The sequence below is a fragment of the Peribacillus simplex genome (assembly GCF_900156045.1).
GTDB lineage: Bacteria > Bacillota > Bacilli > Bacillales > DSM-1321 > Peribacillus > Peribacillus simplex_D.
Genome location: NZ_FTMX01000002.1, coordinates 589,278 through 605,511 on the forward strand (window position 1 = coordinate 589,278; position 16,234 = coordinate 605,511).

The 16,234-nt window shown below is 41.1% G+C and carries 17 protein-coding genes, 2 pseudogenes and 1 riboswitch; of the genes and pseudogenes, 11 read left to right on the forward strand and 8 right to left on the reverse strand.

What is annotated here, in order from left to right; genetic code table 11:
* Positions 1 to 137: 137 nt before the first annotated feature.
* Positions 138 to 755 (reverse strand): annotated as a pseudogene (locus BW986_RS09450) (urease accessory protein UreH).
* Between the two features lie 237 nt (positions 756 to 992).
* Here BW986_RS09450 and BW986_RS09455 point away from each other — a divergent pair.
* Entirely contained in the window at positions 993 to 1,442 is a 450-nt protein-coding gene (locus BW986_RS09455; protein ID WP_076367311.1) for a DinB family protein, read from the forward strand.
* Positions 1,443 to 1,915: 473 nt separating this feature from the next.
* On the opposite strand, the gene BW986_RS09460 is transcribed toward BW986_RS09455, so the two are convergent.
* From BW986_RS09460 to BW986_RS30635, 5 genes and pseudogenes are all read right to left on the reverse strand, one after another.
* Positions 1,916 to 2,188 carry a transcriptional regulator SplA domain-containing protein gene (locus BW986_RS09460; protein WP_260320802.1) on the reverse strand — a complete coding sequence of 91 codons (273 nt, stop codon included), beginning with the start codon at positions 2,186 to 2,188 and terminating at the stop codon, positions 1,916 to 1,918.
* 115 nt (positions 2,189 to 2,303) lie between these two features.
* A complete protein-coding gene (locus BW986_RS09465) occupies positions 2,304 to 3,170 on the reverse strand; it encodes a Cof-type HAD-IIB family hydrolase (protein ID WP_076367976.1) in 867 nt (288 codons plus the stop codon).
* Positions 3,171 to 3,316: 146 nt separating this feature from the next.
* A complete protein-coding gene (locus tag BW986_RS09470) occupies positions 3,317 to 3,673 on the reverse strand; it encodes a YlbF/YmcA family competence regulator (protein WP_076367313.1) in 357 nt (118 codons plus the stop codon).
* Positions 3,674 to 3,746: 73 nt separating this feature from the next.
* Entirely contained in the window at positions 3,747 to 3,929 is a 183-nt protein-coding gene (locus BW986_RS09475) for a DUF445 family protein (RefSeq protein WP_081395556.1), read from the reverse strand.
* Between the two features lie 232 nt (positions 3,930 to 4,161).
* A pseudogene (locus BW986_RS30635) lies at positions 4,162 to 4,306 on the reverse strand (DUF445 domain-containing protein); the annotation flags it as partial.
* 165 nt (positions 4,307 to 4,471) lie between these two features.
* Between BW986_RS30635 and BW986_RS09480 the strand changes: the two are divergent.
* The 6 genes from BW986_RS09480 (at position 4,472) to BW986_RS09505 (ending at position 10,022) form a co-directional block, all read left to right on the forward strand.
* Complete coding sequence (locus BW986_RS09480) at positions 4,472 to 5,830, forward strand: YheC/YheD family endospore coat-associated protein (RefSeq protein ID WP_076367315.1); 1,359 nt, start codon at positions 4,472 to 4,474, stop codon at positions 5,828 to 5,830.
* Between the two features lie 16 nt (positions 5,831 to 5,846).
* Positions 5,847 to 6,917 (forward strand): YheC/YheD family endospore coat-associated protein, encoded by a 1,071-nt coding sequence (locus BW986_RS09485; RefSeq protein ID WP_076367317.1) that lies wholly within the window; start codon positions 5,847 to 5,849, stop codon positions 6,915 to 6,917.
* A 3-nt stretch (positions 6,918 to 6,920) separates the two neighbouring features.
* Positions 6,921 to 8,288 carry a YheC/YheD family endospore coat-associated protein gene (locus BW986_RS09490; protein WP_076367319.1) on the forward strand — a complete coding sequence of 456 codons (1,368 nt, stop codon included), beginning with the start codon at positions 6,921 to 6,923 and terminating at the stop codon, positions 8,286 to 8,288.
* Positions 8,285 to 9,481, forward strand: a complete 1,197-nt coding sequence (locus tag BW986_RS09495; RefSeq protein ID WP_076367321.1) for a YheC/YheD family endospore coat-associated protein — start codon at positions 8,285 to 8,287, stop codon at positions 9,479 to 9,481. The genes BW986_RS09490 and BW986_RS09495 overlap by 4 nt, the downstream gene beginning before the upstream one ends.
* 63 nt (positions 9,482 to 9,544) lie before the next feature.
* Positions 9,545 to 9,748 (forward strand): YheE family protein, encoded by a 204-nt coding sequence (locus BW986_RS09500; RefSeq protein WP_076367323.1) that lies wholly within the window; start codon positions 9,545 to 9,547, stop codon positions 9,746 to 9,748.
* 85 nt (positions 9,749 to 9,833) lie between these two features.
* Positions 9,834 to 10,022 (forward strand): hypothetical protein, encoded by a 189-nt coding sequence (locus BW986_RS09505; RefSeq protein WP_076367325.1) that lies wholly within the window; start codon positions 9,834 to 9,836, stop codon positions 10,020 to 10,022.
* 102 nt (positions 10,023 to 10,124) lie between these two features.
* Here BW986_RS09505 and BW986_RS09510 read toward each other — a convergent pair whose 3' ends face one another.
* Positions 10,125 to 10,949, reverse strand: coding sequence for an MBL fold metallo-hydrolase (locus tag BW986_RS09510; protein WP_076367327.1), 825 nt, complete (start codon positions 10,947 to 10,949; stop codon positions 10,125 to 10,127).
* Positions 10,950 to 11,244: 295 nt separating this feature from the next.
* Positions 11,245 to 11,349, forward strand: a riboswitch (SAM riboswitch).
* A 68-nt stretch (positions 11,350 to 11,417) separates the two neighbouring features.
* Here BW986_RS09510 and BW986_RS09515 point away from each other — a divergent pair.
* Genes BW986_RS09515 through BW986_RS09525 form a run of 3 tightly spaced genes read left to right on the forward strand, consistent with a single transcriptional unit; the run spans position 11,418 to position 13,965 of the window.
* Positions 11,418 to 12,434 carry a methionine ABC transporter ATP-binding protein gene (locus BW986_RS09515; RefSeq protein WP_076367329.1) on the forward strand — a complete coding sequence of 339 codons (1,017 nt, stop codon included), beginning with the start codon at positions 11,418 to 11,420 and terminating at the stop codon, positions 12,432 to 12,434.
* Positions 12,421 to 13,089 (forward strand): methionine ABC transporter permease, encoded by a 669-nt coding sequence (locus BW986_RS09520; RefSeq protein WP_076367331.1) that lies wholly within the window; start codon positions 12,421 to 12,423, stop codon positions 13,087 to 13,089. Before BW986_RS09515 ends, BW986_RS09520 begins: the two co-directional genes overlap by 14 nt.
* Before the next feature lie 54 nt (positions 13,090 to 13,143).
* On the forward strand, positions 13,144 to 13,965 hold the full coding sequence (locus BW986_RS09525; protein ID WP_076367333.1) for a MetQ/NlpA family ABC transporter substrate-binding protein: 822 nt from the start codon (positions 13,144 to 13,146) through the stop codon (positions 13,963 to 13,965).
* Positions 13,966 to 14,064: 99 nt separating this feature from the next.
* Here BW986_RS09525 and BW986_RS09530 read toward each other — a convergent pair whose 3' ends face one another.
* Positions 14,065 to 15,129, reverse strand: coding sequence for an NAD-dependent epimerase/dehydratase family protein (locus BW986_RS09530; protein WP_076367335.1), 1,065 nt, complete (start codon positions 15,127 to 15,129; stop codon positions 14,065 to 14,067).
* A gap of 178 nt (positions 15,130 to 15,307) precedes the next feature.
* Between BW986_RS09530 and BW986_RS09535 the strand changes: the two genes are divergently transcribed.
* On the forward strand, positions 15,308 to 16,195 hold the full coding sequence (locus tag BW986_RS09535) for a PucR family transcriptional regulator (RefSeq protein ID WP_260320831.1): 888 nt from the start codon (positions 15,308 to 15,310) through the stop codon (positions 16,193 to 16,195).
* Positions 16,196 to 16,234 lie beyond the last annotated feature (39 nt).

The following is a 16,234-nucleotide window of genomic DNA, read 5'->3' on the forward strand; positions in this document are numbered from 1 at the left end:
ATTATCCAATATTTTCATTATACTAGTCCATGCAAAAGAGTAATAGGAATGTTTGGCGATTTATTAACAGTAAAAAATCCTCAAGTTTATGACTTGAGGGTTCTTGAACCTTTATCCTTTGGGTATATGTCCTGCTTTCAACCAAACCATACAGAAAATAGTTCCTCGTTGATGCCCAGATTGTACATATAATAGATTCCAAAAAGCGTGCTTATCACACCTGTCAATCGGATGAATAAGCGATTGACTTTTTTGGAGGAAGAGCGATTCTTAAAATCGTCGTGAACAGAAGCATGCTTATACAAGTACCTACCAAATTGATAAAGTAGATCGCACCCTGCCACGCAGCATCTATCGTACTTAAAGTGAGAAGGACCATTGCAGCACTGCCTGGAAAGTCCGTGGACAATTCCCAATAACATCGATTTCAGTTATGTAGCCGTCATACCGCTTCGTTTGCTTCCAAGAAAAATCGTCGTGATGCCTAAATAGACCAGCATGATTCCCACAAGAAATTCCAATGACATTGCCCAAGCTTCCGGAATTTCGTTTTCCAAAAGAATCAGGATGACACCGAACACCAAAAGAGTAAGGGGATGCCTGATTCCCCAAAATACGCCTGCAAGTGAAGATTTCCATATTTTCTTGCTTTGGCTCGCAATCGTAGAAACGGCAATGATATGATCGGGTTCCGGAGCAGGCTTGATGCCTAATGCAAACCCAATCGCTAAAACAAACAATAAACTCATTTCCATAAAACACCGCCTTTCCCTTTACTAATATTTACGATAAAAAATTGGATCCACCTAGAGGTCCTCACAAATTGAAAATACTTCCCTATAAATTATCTGACAATTACAAGCCTTAAAATTGTAACTTGATAAGCCTTCCCCTTTTGAAAAGGCTTATCTAAAATTTGATAATATTGAAATATCCTTGCTATAATTTTCATGAGTGCGGTAAGAAAAACAAGTTTGAAAGGGGAATGTAAAATGAATTATGTAAAAAATCAACTGACAGCCATGCGCGGCAATCTTTTAAAAGAAATCGAGGGGATCAATCCAGAGTTCATGGATGTGCAGCCTGAAGGTTTTAATAATACAATCCATTGGCACATTGGACATGTCCTTTCTGCAGCGGAAAAATTTTTATTGAACTCCAGCAGCAATTTGCCAGCGAATTACAGCCAGCTATTCGGATATGGTTCAAAACCAGCGGACTGGACCGGGGACGTACCTACCGTTGAAGTATTAAAGCAACAGTTGCATGAGCAACTTGATCGACTTCTTGAAATTCCGGAAGAACGATTGACAGAAAAAACAGCACAGCCTTTCAACGGAATGGAAACAGTGGGAGAATTCATTAATTTTGTAGTCTTGCACGAAACCAATCATATAGGCCAAATTCACGCAATGAAACTATTCATACAATCCAATAACTGAGATTTAAGTAACTGTCACTCTGTTTTTCTTGAAATAGGAGTGGCAGTTTTTTTATATAAGACGGAAATTTACAGTATGGGTACGTTTGCAGCAAATACCCTTGAATTCGAGCGTTACTCGTGATTTTCGAGCTCTTACTCGTGAATTTCGAGCTTTTACTCGTGAATTCGAGCGTTACTCGTGAGTTTCGAGCTATTACTCTTGAATTCCGAGCTTTTACTCGTGAATTCGAGCGTTACTCGTGATTTTCGAGCTATTACTCTTGAATTCGAGCGTTACTCGTGAGTTTCGAGCTTTTACTCGTGAATTCCGAGCTTTTACTCGTGAGTTTGGAGCAAAAACTCGTGAATTTTAAGCAAATACTCTTGAATTCCGAGCTTTTACTCGCAAATATAATCTAAAGGAGCCCCCGCTTTATAAGCGAGGGCTTTCATCTGTTCATTCTCTTTCCGTAAAGCAACGTAAACGCCTTTTCAAGTCATCTGGTCCTGGTTACCCATATAATCACTGTATGCTTTTTCCGCTGCGGCTTCCGAAGTGAACAAAGCATCATCATCCTCAATCGTATGAAATGTATCGTTCAGGAACAAGGCGACTGCATTGGGATCTTTGGGATGCGGGACAATTTCCGCTGCCCTTATATTCGAAACGGTGGGAACATGGGGATTATTATAAATCACAAACACCTCATCACCGACTTGCACTTCTTTTGCATTGATTACACCCATTGAATTCTTCCTTTCCATTACTGATTTTCCTTTAGTTTATGGAAAGAAGCTTATAATTATTTATGAAATAAAACAGGCCTCGCAAGCGGCATTATCTGAATGGGGCCCCTTCTATATGAAGGGGCCCCGCCAATCACTTAAGCATATTCATCTTTTGTAAAAATTCGATTGGATGCTGTTTCCGGAAAAATTCCCTCAGCATATAGGCAACTCCATCTTGATCATTGGAGCGCGTCACCCATTTTGCCACTTTCCTTACTTCCTCATCAGCATTGCCCATGGCAACTCCCAGACCAGAACCGGCAATCATCTCTATATCATCCAATCCATCACCAATCGAGACGATTTCCGTTCTTCTCACCTCTAAATGGTCGGCTAAATACAATACACCACTCCATTTAGAAACCCCCTTCGGAACGATTGTCATTTTATGTCCTGGATGTAATATCGCATCCACCTCAGGGAACATTTTCTTTATCAATTTCAATATATCATTTCGATCAGTTTTTTCTGAAAATATTACGTCCATCTTCGTAGGGGCCATCGGCTGGTCAATAAGCTCTTCGCTGATATCGTCGACATAATTTTGTGCATAAATATTTTGATCATTCAAATACATAACCGATTTACCAAGCAAATTCTCCGGAAGGTTCACTCGATTGCCCAGCGAGTACTTTTCATGAATGAGCAATATTTGGCATGTGGTCTTTTCAAGCATTTGCACGAGCTCTACAGTCAGTTCTTCCGATATTCGTTTTACCATTATCGGCTTTTCTATGGAAGCTCCGACAAAGGCTCCTTGCTGAGCAACGATCATCGGATTTATTTTTAGGGCTTTGGCCACTTTTTTTGCTGAGTGATAGTTTCTTGACGTCACAAGTGCAACATGGACACCTTTTTGGTGAACATAATCTATTGCTTCTTTAGTCGATTTATTTAAACGGCCATTCGACTGGAGCAATGTCCCGTCGATATTGACCGCAAGTAGTCGATATACCATGCTGATCTCCCCCATCTGTAATATCCTCTTTCAAATTTATGACTAAAATTTCGGGAATAGAACAAATAGTGGTTCACGACCCTTGCACCGGTGCATTCAGGGAACAAAAAAACCCCCAACCATTATAGAAGGGAGTCTCCAACTGCTTATTGCTGTTGATCAGGCAAGCCATATAAATCTTCAAGCGGCTTCATGATAATTTTATTGAGGTCTGCAATGACCATGCTCATCCGTTGTTCAGCTTCCATCAATTGTGAAATGGTTGGGTTTTGTTGGACAAGCTGTACCGTCTTTTGTGCTTGCTCAACCTCTTCCGGTGCAATCTCCTGTCCCATCATTTGCTTTTGCTGCAATGACATCTGCAGATTTCGGAAGTTTTCAAACATTCCTTTTGTTGCTTCATCAGAATTGACAAGATCATATAAGCGTTGCAAATCGGCATATTCATTACTTGCCCTAATCGCCTTCTCCATTTCATACGCTGCATCATATACGTTACTCATTTATTTCCCCTCCCGGTAATCATTGTATTCATACACCTTTTCCACTATAACAAATCCGATTGAGAATTACACGTCATCCTATTAAAACAATTACGAATCCTTGAAATAAACCGTTGATTCCACCAAGCAAAGCCCCAAGATATGTGATCACCGATAATTTCTCATTAGTGATGTAATCGACCATTTCCTCAAGTCTGGACACCGAAAATGAAGAAACCTGTTCTTCCACGTTATCTCCAAATGCAGTTTTTGGAATAGCGGCTGAAAAAAGTGATTAAGTAATCGGCACCTTACTCCACGAAGACCGGGACGCCCTTTTCGACAGTGGTGTCCCGGAATTTGGCTTCAATTCTCGAACCAGCTCTCTTCATTCCCAATTGGAACAAGCAATTGTACAGCACTTTTTTCTGTATGCAATGCTTTCTTTACTTCTGCCTTCACGAAAATTTTCATATTCTGTATAGAGGCATCATTAACATATTGCCTAATTTGCCTAATTCATCCAGCCGCTTCGGAATCAACCCTGCGGTCAACGGCAGCTGTTTCGCGAAAGAATAGATTGGTTTATAAGGTCTGAACAGCATTCTGATAGCTAAATTAGTGAAGAACCTTTACAGCGCCTACGACGGCCATAAACAGTATCTTCACCCAAACTCACCCTTTAAATTTCTCCTTTAATTGCTTGAAATAAAGGCTTGATGACACCTTCTAATAATAAAAACATAGAATGTGTTATCCACATTTGCCCATCATTTACTTATAAAAGGATATCAAACTTAGTGCAAACGGGGAATTATTATGAACCTTAACCATCAGAAAGTTTTCATTACGGTAAATTCCGCAGAAACTAGAAAGAAGGCGTTACTGTTTATCGAAGAAAAACTATTTGAGGAATGGGGCCTTCAATTTGGAGAACCCTTAACGATAATGGCTGGATGCCGTTCCGTCCCGGTACTTGTCCAGCCATTCCCGTCATCCCAGCCTACTCTGAAACTTTCATATGATATGAACCAAATTTTATCCTTACCCGTTTTTTTAGATCCAATCTCCGTCTCATACCATGCGGAAGGAAGGTCAATTAAAATAGGCCCATTCTTCGCTTCACTCATGAACCAGACTCCGTTGCAAGACGGGACATTCGGCGAGATGGAAAAATTTTATCAGGAAATGAAATCATATTGTAATCAGCAGGGCATCCCCTTCTATTTAGTAAAACTGCAGTCTCTTCAAGATGGGGTTGTGGAAGGCTACCTGCCAGGGCAAGATGGCTGGCAAACCTTGCCCCTCCCCATTCCTGATGTAATTTATAACCGGATACATTCACGCAAACTTGAGGAATCGCATTCTTTCAAGCTGTTTAAAACTGAACTGGAAGAACGGTCGATACCAATGTTCAATGGAAGGTTCCTCTCCAAACATCATGTACATGAGCTGCTAATCTTAGAAGATGAACTGTTGGCAAATTTGCCAGAGACGATCCTTTTTAACGAAAAGGAATCTTTCTTGACATTTATAGAAAAGCATTCGGTAATCTACTTTAAACCTTCAGCAGGCAGCCAAGGCAGGAATATTTGCAGATTAACGCAAGTAGCTGGAATATGGAAAATCGAGCAATCCGGACATCTTCAGAATGTACATTTTGCAGATACGGATGAAAAGTTGTACGAAACGTTAAAAAGATTTTCCAGAAAACGATCCTTCATTCTTCAAAAAGGGATTTCCCTATTCGAAATCGATCAGAGAAAAGTTGATTTCCGTATACTTCTTCACCGGAACGATCAGCTTGAATGGAAAGTTTCATCAATGGTTGCCCGGATTGGGGACCCTGGTACTATTGTTTCCAATCTTGCACAAGGCGGATTGATGAAAAATGGGCCGGATTTTCTAAAGGAAGCTTTTGACCTTCAGGACGCCAGCCGCATATATCAAAAGCTCGTACGGCTGGCTAAAAATACTGCCCAGGCCTTGGTCGAAAACCATGACGATTTCGGTGAGTTAGGGATCGATTTAGCACTGGATACCGATACACATCCATGGATCATCGAAGTGAATTCAAAACCTTCGAAAAAATTTCAAGGCAACTATGAAACCTTTCGTCCATCGGTAAAATCCATCATAGATTTCATGCTTGCCCTTAACCGCGAAAAACATCCATAAAAGGAGTTGCTAGCTCGTGTTAATAGGATTAATGGCCGCGTCGGATACACATGAAAACAACTACTTCACCGAAATAGCCAAAACCGCTAAATCATTTAATATGAAAGTTTGTAAATTCTCACCTGAAAATATTGATATGGATCTGAAAAAAGTGCGCGGCGAGCGTTTTGATGCCGAGAATGAAACTTGGATTGCCACATCTTTTGATTTACCTGATTTTGTATATGATCGCTGTTTTCACGGATTAGTCCGTGAGTCAACGGAAACGCGGCACAAAATCGATTGGTTAAAAGATAACTCGAATTTCTTAGGGCTGGGCCTTCCTGGTAAGTGGGAAGTGTACCAAATCCTAAAAAATCATCCACACCTGCAGGCATTCTTTCCAGAGACCTTACAAGTGACGACACCTGAAGATATTACCGCTCAGTTGGAACGCCTGGATAAAATCATCATCAAACCTGAATTCGGTGCAGGCGGTACAGGAATCTATCTCCTTTCAAAAACCGAAGATGGCACTTTGGTATCGATGACGAAAAAGGGCACCAAATATGACCGCCCATTCTCCTCCAAATCTCAGCTTAACAAATGGCTGCAGCATTTATTAAATCGATATCGTTACCTTTGCCAGCCATATTTGGAACTTTGCAACCAAAATAACGAGCCATTCGATTTACGGATTTTCCTTCAAAAAAACGAGAAGAATCAATGGATGGAACGGGGCCGCGGAATTCGTACAGGACAAAAAGACGCAATTACTTCAAATCTTGCCACAGGCGGGGAAGCCATTTCATTGGAGACTTTCAACAAAAGAAACCCGGAAACGATTTCAATTGCTGTCGAACAAAAGATTCAGCATATCCTTCGCACCCTGCCCGTAGAAACCGAAGCTGTCTTTGAAAGATTATTCGAATTGGGGATTGATTTAGGCATCGATAAAAAAGGCCAATTATGGATCATGGACATTAACTCGAAGCCCGGAAGGAAAATCATCCAGGCACTACAGCCGGAGACCATGAAGGATATTCATCGCGCACCGTTTCAATATAGCCAGTATTTAGCCGAACATCTTCAGAAAGCAGGTGAATAGAAAGTGAGAAAGACTTATCCTGCCGAAATTGCCGCTATCCCTGGCAATGTTCTCTACTACCCTTCAGAGCTTGGAGATTTGGCAGAGATTGAATTAATTTATTTCGGACGGCATTCATGTCCTGCCATCGCCAAACAAAACCCAGACGTCAAACAGTCAATCGTCCTATCGGAAAGTCTTGCGGAATCACTAATATTCAATCATACCGATATTCCCCTTCATTTATTCATTTACGGCAAGAGCATCCATATCGGACCGCTTGTCGGAATATTTTCCTCAGGCTTCACTGGCGTTTCAAACAAACCATTAGGGGAGAGATCGGAATTTTTCGCAAAACTCCTTTCGCTTAGCAGGACCACTGGCTGTATCCCCTTTGTTTTTGGAGAGAATGTAATCAATTGGGATGAGGAGACAATCAAAGGCTATGTGTTTGATAACGATTTCTGGCACATTAATGAATTTCCTTTTCCTAATGTCATCTATGACCGTCTCCCGAATCGGTTGACGGAAAACCGCGATGGACCTAAAGAAGTGAAGCAGAAATTTCAAAAAAAATATACCATACCATGGTATAATCCTGGATTTTTCAATAAATGGGATGTAAATGAAAGGCTATGCGCAGATGAGCGGGCACTGCCTTATTTGCCGGAAACGTATCCATTTCAATCCATGTCCGTGGTGGAAACCCTTCTTTCCCATTACCGGCAAGTTTATATAAAGCCCATTCACGGCAGCCTCGGTCTAGGGATTCACCAAATTCTTTATGATAAGCATAAGGATGTTTACTATTGTCGCTATACAAATGAAGCAAAAGAAAATAAACTGCAAAAATTTCCTACATTGGAATCCATCGTTAAACATATTTTTCACGACCGACCGCTTGAGAATCTTATCGTGCAGCAGGGCATCCCATTAATTCGATTTAAAAAACGTCCAGTGGATTTCCGGGTCCACACGAACAAGGACAGTAATGGAAAATGGCAGGTAACCGCGATTGCCGCAAAAATCGCCGGCGCCGGCAGTGTCACGACCCATATTAAAAGCGGGGGTGTCATCAAAACGGTTGCCGAACTGTATGGAGATGACGATGAGGCGAAAGAAGTCGAACGAAAGCTATCGGAAGCCGCGCTGATTTTAAGTGACAGTATTGAAAAGAACTTGGACGGTATCATTGCAGAAATAGGATTTGATTTTGGATTGGATAAAAAAGGGCAGGTTTGGATGTTTGAAGCCAATTCCAAACCTGGACGTTCCATATTCGCCCATCCAAAACTCAAGGATTTCGAATTGCTGACCAGAAAACTAAGCCTTGATTATGCCATTTATCTTACGGAACAGACGATCACGAAATCAATCAGTGTGCCGCGATGAACATTTTTTACGATAGCCCCACTGAAAATTGGTACCACAATCATGAGAATGCTGAACTTATCGCAGGCTCTGCCGAAGAGGAAATCAGCTATAAAAAGGAACATTCGAATCAACCCCTAATTCCAATCACGATATATCCGGGTAACCGGATGCTCACCATCGGAATTTTAACTGTATCCAATCCCAAAAAGGAATCAGGTTTGGGTGGAAACCTGACCCTTTTTCGGGACCTATCATTATATTTATTAAAACATGGAATATTGGCATATGTATTCACAGGAAATGCCCTTCATCCCGATTCGTTGAGAGGGTATGTTTTTTCCTCCATTTCAAACAAGTGGATCGAATGTAAAGTACCCTTCCCTGACATCGTCTATAACCGTATCCCCTCTAGGAGCTATGAGGCGTCAGAGGAATTCCAACATCTTATCACACACTTTAAAGATTACCGAATGAATCTATTCAACCCCTGTTTTATAGATAAATATGTAATGTTCGAAGCATTAAATGAAGATGGATTCCTCACAAAACACCTTCCGCCCACAGCGGTCTTACGAAACAGCGATTGCCTTTATGCATTCCTGGAGACCTACAGGCATATATACCTTAAACCCTGCAAAGGAAGCCAAGGGAAGGGCATTTATACCATAATCAAAAATGATGATGATACACTATTGTTCAATAGCTTGAAGCATAGTGAGCCTTTCCCGGATTTCGCATCATTCTGGGAAACAAAAAAAAGGGATTTATTAAAAAGGAGCTATCTTGCTCAACAGGCGATCAGACCAAAAAAACTTTTTGGACATCGTTATGATTACCGGATTCTCGTCCATTATGAAAAAGGTTTTTATAAAGTGACCGGCAAAGCGGTAAGGATGTCACAAACTCAGGAAATCACCACCCACACTCCCCGAGGGGGTAAGCTTTTTCCTTATCAAGACCTGCAATCAAGAAGCCTGAATCAAAAATTAGCGAATATCGCCCAAAAATGCGGAGAGATACTATCGAAAAAAATTGGATTTCTCGGAGAGTTTTCCATTGATATAGGTGAAGACGAATCGGGCTCGCTCTTCATATATGAAGTGAACTCAAAGCCCATGCAATTCGATGAGGTGGAAATTGAAACAAACAGGCTTTTGCATTTAAAAAATCTTTTCATTGAATTAACTTTTCCCAACCTGACAATAAAATAACACCTCCAGCTGCCGTTTTCCATTATACTTAAATGAGAAACTGTATATATGGAGGTAATACATATGATCACTCATTTTCAATGGGCACCATTGCATAAAAATCTGCCAGGATGGAGAATTTCCTTTTATTTCAACAAGCAGGCAGTCCAAGCCTTGTATCATAAAGATGGATCCATCGAGTGGACAGCCAACCCGCCTTCCGAAACAGATGAAACCAAACTCAAAAGCATGATACATGATTTAATGATCTTCCATGTATATGAATGAACCCTCTTTACATTCATGAAATCCCTAAACAGAATAAAAAAAACTCCTTTGCCTAAACTAAAGAAAAGGCTAGGAGGGATTAATTTTGGATAAAGAAAAAATGACATTTTTGAAGGATACCGAATATGATGGCAAGGACTCCGTTTACCTGGATATCGACCGTATCATCAATGAAGGAATGGCGGGCGGAAATGTGTATGAAGTAGCTAACCTTCAGAACATCGAAGAAGCACATGACTTTTATGATGAAACAGATCCCAACGAAAATAAATAAATAAATAAATAAATTATGTGGGCTCTCTTATGGAGAGCTCTCCTTTATTACTTATCCCGTTCATCTCCCGCTTGCACTGCATTCCCCCCTAACGGATAACATTCAAGTAGTTCCATTCTCCCTCGCACTTAAAATATTTTCATTTAATATCGATGTAATGATATGCTCTGAATCCCATTCATGCCCAGATATCTCGATAAGAGGATATTGATTCGGTAAAACGACCTGCTGGATTTCATGAACGGTCAGCCCTTGAGAATGTAAGCGTAAAATTTCACCTTGAAGGTTTTCCAAATAATCTAGCTTTTTCCGAAACATGTCCTTCCCATCAGGGACATGCCCAGCATGGCAGCAAAACACTTCACCGAAGTCATATTGAAGTAATCTTTTTATGGAATCGATGATGACCGGGACGGACTCTTCCCGTAAGACAAGCTTTGTTTTTGGTGTTACGAAAAGGTCTCCTGAAAAGAGCATGCCATTATTGTGATTCAAATACACCATATGGTCCTTTGCATGACCAGGGGTAAAAATCGGCTCCCAAGTCTGGGTGCGTGAATGAATGGCCTTTCCTACCGGCTCAGCTTTAAAGGCGTCCCTCTTTCCCCAGAAAATTTTACGATATTCAGGATATACAGCATCCTTTGCACAAACCTCAACCGACATCGGGTGAATGAAAAGCGGGACCTTTTTATGTTCCTGTATCCATGCAGCGCCCCCGGTATGGTCTTCATGATAGTGAGTCAGGGCCACTGAGTCGAAGTTTGCGGACTCATAGAATGGAATAAGCTCTTCCAATAAAATCTGTGCGCCAGTATCTATCAATAGGCCATCCGTTAAAAAGACATAAACACTCATCCCCGATTTATTCCCGCCAGGAGTCCCGTTCACACAAACCACATCATTAATCGTGTTAATCTCTATCATTCATTTGCCTCCCCATCATTACACAGAAATAGTTTCATCTTCCTTTTTTTAACTTTACTATAATAAATGTATTACCACTTCACCTTTTTGACAAGGGAATTTTGGAATAATTAACCTGGACATAAATGCTAGATTATTGCATAATAGCCCTTTTTTCAAGAATCATTTTAACGAACCGTCCTAAATTTTATTAACAAAAAATCATCCCAAAATCACGGAAACGATTGACATTGGTGAATATTACAAATAATATAGATTATATTAGAAAAACTTGAAATATTCTAAAATAATAATTTACTTATCAAGAGTGACGGAGGGATCAGGCCCTGCGATGTCCGGCAACCTCCCTTAGGGAACGGTGCCACTTCCTGCAGAATGATTGCATTCTGAAAGATAAGACGAGATATAATTTCGCTGCCTCTTTCTGAATGATAGAGGCAGTTTTTTTATGTTTAAGGGGGAAAGCTCATGATTGAAATCCGTTCAGTCCGAAAGGAATACGTCTCGAAGAAAAACCGAGTTATCGGAGTGGATAACATATCTTTAACCATTCAAACTGGCGAAGTGTATGGAATTGTCGGCTACAGTGGAGCTGGAAAAAGCTCATTACTCCGCTGCTTGAATTTGCTTGAACGTCCGACAGGTGGAAATATCATCATCGACGGCATTGATTTAACCTCTTTATCAAGTAAAGAGCTTCGTAAACAACGCCAAAAAATCGGAATGATATTCCAACACTTTTCACTGGTCAGTTCAAAAACCGTCTATGAAAATGTAGCTTTCGCCTTAAAGGCCGCGCATCGATCGAAGGATGACATCAGGTTACGTGTATTGGAGTTGTTGGAAATCGTAGGGCTCAGTGATAAGAAAGATGTCTATCCGGCGCAGCTTAGCGGTGGACAGAAGCAACGGGTAGGCATAGCCCGTGCCTTGGCAAATGACCCCACTGTCCTATTATGTGATGAAGCGACTTCAGCCCTTGATCCAACAACTACAAAAGCGATTTTACAATTATTGAAAAAGATAAGCAGTAAGCTTGGCATCACCATCGTGTTGATTACACATGAAATGGAAGTGGTCAAAGAACTATGCCACCGTGTCGCCGTCATGCAGGATGGCCGTGTAATTGAAGAAGGTCCCGTTTATGAAATATTTTCACAGCCTAAGCAGGAGTTAACGAGGCAATTCATTGGCAGTGTGCTGGATTTCGAACTTCCTCCGCACTTGATTGAAGAAAGTAAAGGTACGATCATTAAAATTCAATTCGAAGGGCAAACCGCCGGTGAGTCGATCCTTTCGGATGCTCTCCAATCCCATTCAGTAAAGGGTAATATTTTACACGGTAAAATCGAGTATATCCAGGATGTCCCTTTAGGCATTTTAATCATCGAGTTAATAGGCGATGCCGCTCAAACTCATTCGGCATTGCAATATATTAAAAATCGTTCCAGTTCTGTGGAGGTGTTAAAACATGTCACTGCTTGATTCCATCTTCAATATTTTACCTGATCTTAATAAAGCCTTTCTTGAAACGATTTATATGGTCGGCGTTTCCCTTGCAGTAGCCCTGCTGATTGGTTTACCGCTTGGGGTATTGCTGTTCACGACAACAAGGAATTTATTTTTTGAAAATAGTATCGTGAATCGATCTCTAGGATTCGCAGTCAATATTGTACGTTCAATCCCGTTCATCATTCTCTTGGTCGCCCTCCTTCCTTTAACGGATCTTCTAACTGGATCGACGATTGGGCCGAAAGCGGCTTCTGTATCCCTGTCTGTGTCAGCAATACCTTTTTTTGCAAGGATCGTTGAAACGGCATTACGTGAAATAGACAGAGGTGTGATTGAAGCTGCAATTGCCGTAGGTGCCACTCCTTGGATGATCATTAAGGATGTACTTCTTCCAGAGGCAAAACCGGGTATCATTCAAGGACTGACTTTAACGACCATTTCACTTATCGGTTACTCAGCAATGGCAGGGACAATCGGCGGAGGCGGAATTGGCGACCTGGCCATCCGGTACGGTTATTACCGTTATGACAACACAGTCATGATCACGACGATCGTCGTGCTGATCTGCCTTGTGCAAATCATTCAAATGGTTGGTGACAAAGCCTCATACATAGTTAACAAACGATAGAATCAGTCATTTTTCAATGATTCAATACATTTCATTACTCAGGAGGAATTTCAAATGAAGAAAATAGCTTCGCTATTATCAATCTGTGCACTTGCCCTTGGCTTGGCTGCATGCGGGAGCGATGATGCATCCCAAAAAATTGAAGACAAAAAAGAATTGAAGATCGGGGCGACTACCGGGCCCTACGCCGATATGGTTAAAGAGGCCATCAAACCAGGTCTGGAAGATCTCGGTTACAAAATAGAGATCGTCGAATTCACCGACTATATCCAGCCAAATAAGTCCCTTGGCAATCATTCGATCGACGCCAACCTCTTCCAGCATAAAGTGTACATGGATAACTTCGCTAAAGAAAATGATTTAAAGCTTTCCGACCTTATCATAGTTCCAACAGCACCAATGGGCATATATTCGAACAAGTATAAATCATTGAAAGAAATTAAAGACGGTACATCCCTTGCAGTGCCCAATGATCCGGTTAACCTCGCACGTGCACTTAAAGTGCTGGTGGATGAAGGGTTGATTGAAGTCGATCCAGATGTCGACCCTTTAAAAATATCTGAAAAGGATGTAACGAAAAATCCAAAAAACATCCAACTCAAACCATTGGAATCCGCTCAATTGCCCCGTGCAACGGACAGCGTTGACCTATCAGCGGTCCCTGGCAATTTCGCTCTTGCAGCAAAAATGGACCTCAAGGATGCCCTTGTTTTAGAAAAAATGCCGGATATGTATCGAAACGTTGTTACAGTGAATACAAAAGATGTAAACTCCCAATTTGCTAAGGATATAAAATCAGTAGTGGAATCCGACCAGTTTGAAAAAGTCATCGATGACAAATTTGCCGGATTCGGGAAACCAGACTGGATGAATTGATCAAATAATCGAGGCCTGCTTCCCTTTTATTGGGGACAGGCCTTTCATTAAGGAAAAAGTGGCTGCCGCCATGGAAAACCTTGCAAGCCCATCCATGGACTAAAAAACGATGGGATTTTTACCATCTTTTTCCTTCAACTGTTTCCATAATCCAAGAAGATCACTTTCATGTTGTCTGTGGATGCCTGCTTTTCTATCGGCAGATTCCGGACGGCTCTTTTCCCAATTCCATATATCTTTGAGAGTTTCTGATAGGGGACGGAATGTTAGTCCATTATTGATGGCTTTATCGTTGCCGACAGCCAAAAACCCATTCAAAGGTTCCTTACCTCCTGGCAAAGGGAATTTTTCTGGTATCCATAAAGGCATTTCTCCCCACGGCTCTACTTTATTGTCATTCAAAAATTTTTCAGAGACCCATGTAAAGGCAGCATTACTTTTTGTTACCTTTTTGCAGCCTTCAAGTAATTGCCCCATAGTCAGTGTGTAATCCGGTCCAACGGCATTATACGTACCTGTCATGCTTTTTTCTATCATTTGGATGATCCATTGAGCCAAGTCCCTTGCATCGATAATTTGGATTGGACGTCCAGGGCGTCCAGGAGCTAAAATTTCTCCCCCTTCCGCTATTCTTTTAAGCCAGTACGGCAATCGGTCAGTGTAATCATATGGACCTACTATTTGCCCGGCACGGATTGCCAAGATTTTCCCGGGCAGTTCTTTTTCAGCTGCTTTTTCGCTTAATGATTTTAACGGTCCATAATATTCACCGTATATCGGTCCAGCAGTTCCGCGGGTGATCTCTTCTGCTTTATCATCATTTAGTGTATGAACCACTCCATTTTCATCAATTCCTGGCTCGGTTGGATCACTATAAACTGAGATGCTTGAAATATATGTATAATGTTTAACTTGATTAAGCAATCTGCACGATTTCGATACAGTTCGAGGGATAAATCCTGATGTGTCAATGACTGCATCCCACTGTCTCCCTTTCAACATTTCCAGATTCCCGTCGCGGTCCCCTTTTAACTGTTCTATTTCGGGAAAAACATAAGGATTGCTTCCACGGTTAAAAAGTGTGACATCATGCCCTTTCTCTATCGCGGCTTTTGCTAAATACCGGCCTAAAAACCGTGTACCACCCAATATTAAAATGTTCATAATATCTCCTCCTCTTTAACGATATTCCATAAAGCATACGCAATACCCTTTCCTGAAATTAATAATACTTGCAACTTTTCTTTGGTTTTCCCTTCTCGGAAAAACTAGCAATATCCTAATCTTTTGAACTTTATTCTTTTTCGCTATAATGATATGGAAAAGGAGAAAGAAGGTGGAAATGATGCTTGAAAATCTTAAACAAAAATTCCCGAACGCTCTTAACAATAAAATGGATACTGATGAAATTTCTGCCTATGTTTGGTTCGAAGACTCCAGAACTATGCTTGGCATTCACCGTTCAGAAATCACAGCCGAAGAAATCCGTTTATTGGAACTGCTTTTTGCTCCTTCCATTGACCCAAATAACCTCAATGCACATCCAGACTCATCATGGAAAACTTTTTTATCCAAACCGAATGCACCATTGCCTTTAACGAGCTGGGAGAATGTTCGATTTCTTCATTTCAAGCTGACTCATGCTGATTTTTCAAACTCCGATTTTGAAGAAGCCTTCCTCGCTTTCGTTCCATCCGACGCAGCTATTGTCTGGGAAAATGAAACGGCAGGAGTCTTAATTGAAACGGACGAGGATGAATCTTTATCAAATAAAGAACTAATCGCCATTTCTTCCACGCTTGAAAGTGACTTTTATGTAAAGACCCGTATGTTCGCCGGGCGCTTTCACCCTATAAATCAAGACCTTCATCAGCACTGGGCTCAGGAGAAAAAGTGTTTTGATTTGGCACAGGTGCATCTGCCAGATCTAAAGGTGGCTGATTTGGCAGACGTCATCCCTTACTCATTAATAAATGATCCATCCGATAAGGATGCAAAGTGGTATATCAATGAGATTCTTGGCAAGACCAAGCAGGATACTGAACTAATCAAGACGATTAAAACGTATATCGAATGTAATTCAAATGCCACCTATGCCGCCAAACAGCTTTATATACATCGGAACAGCTTACAATACCGAATCGATAAATTCTCTGAAAGGACTGGTCTCGATATTAGAAACTTCCATCATGCCTTTACTGCATACTTGATACTTTTACTGAATGATTAATTCTCAACGCAAACAGGTAATTCCATCCTTTTTTGTGCA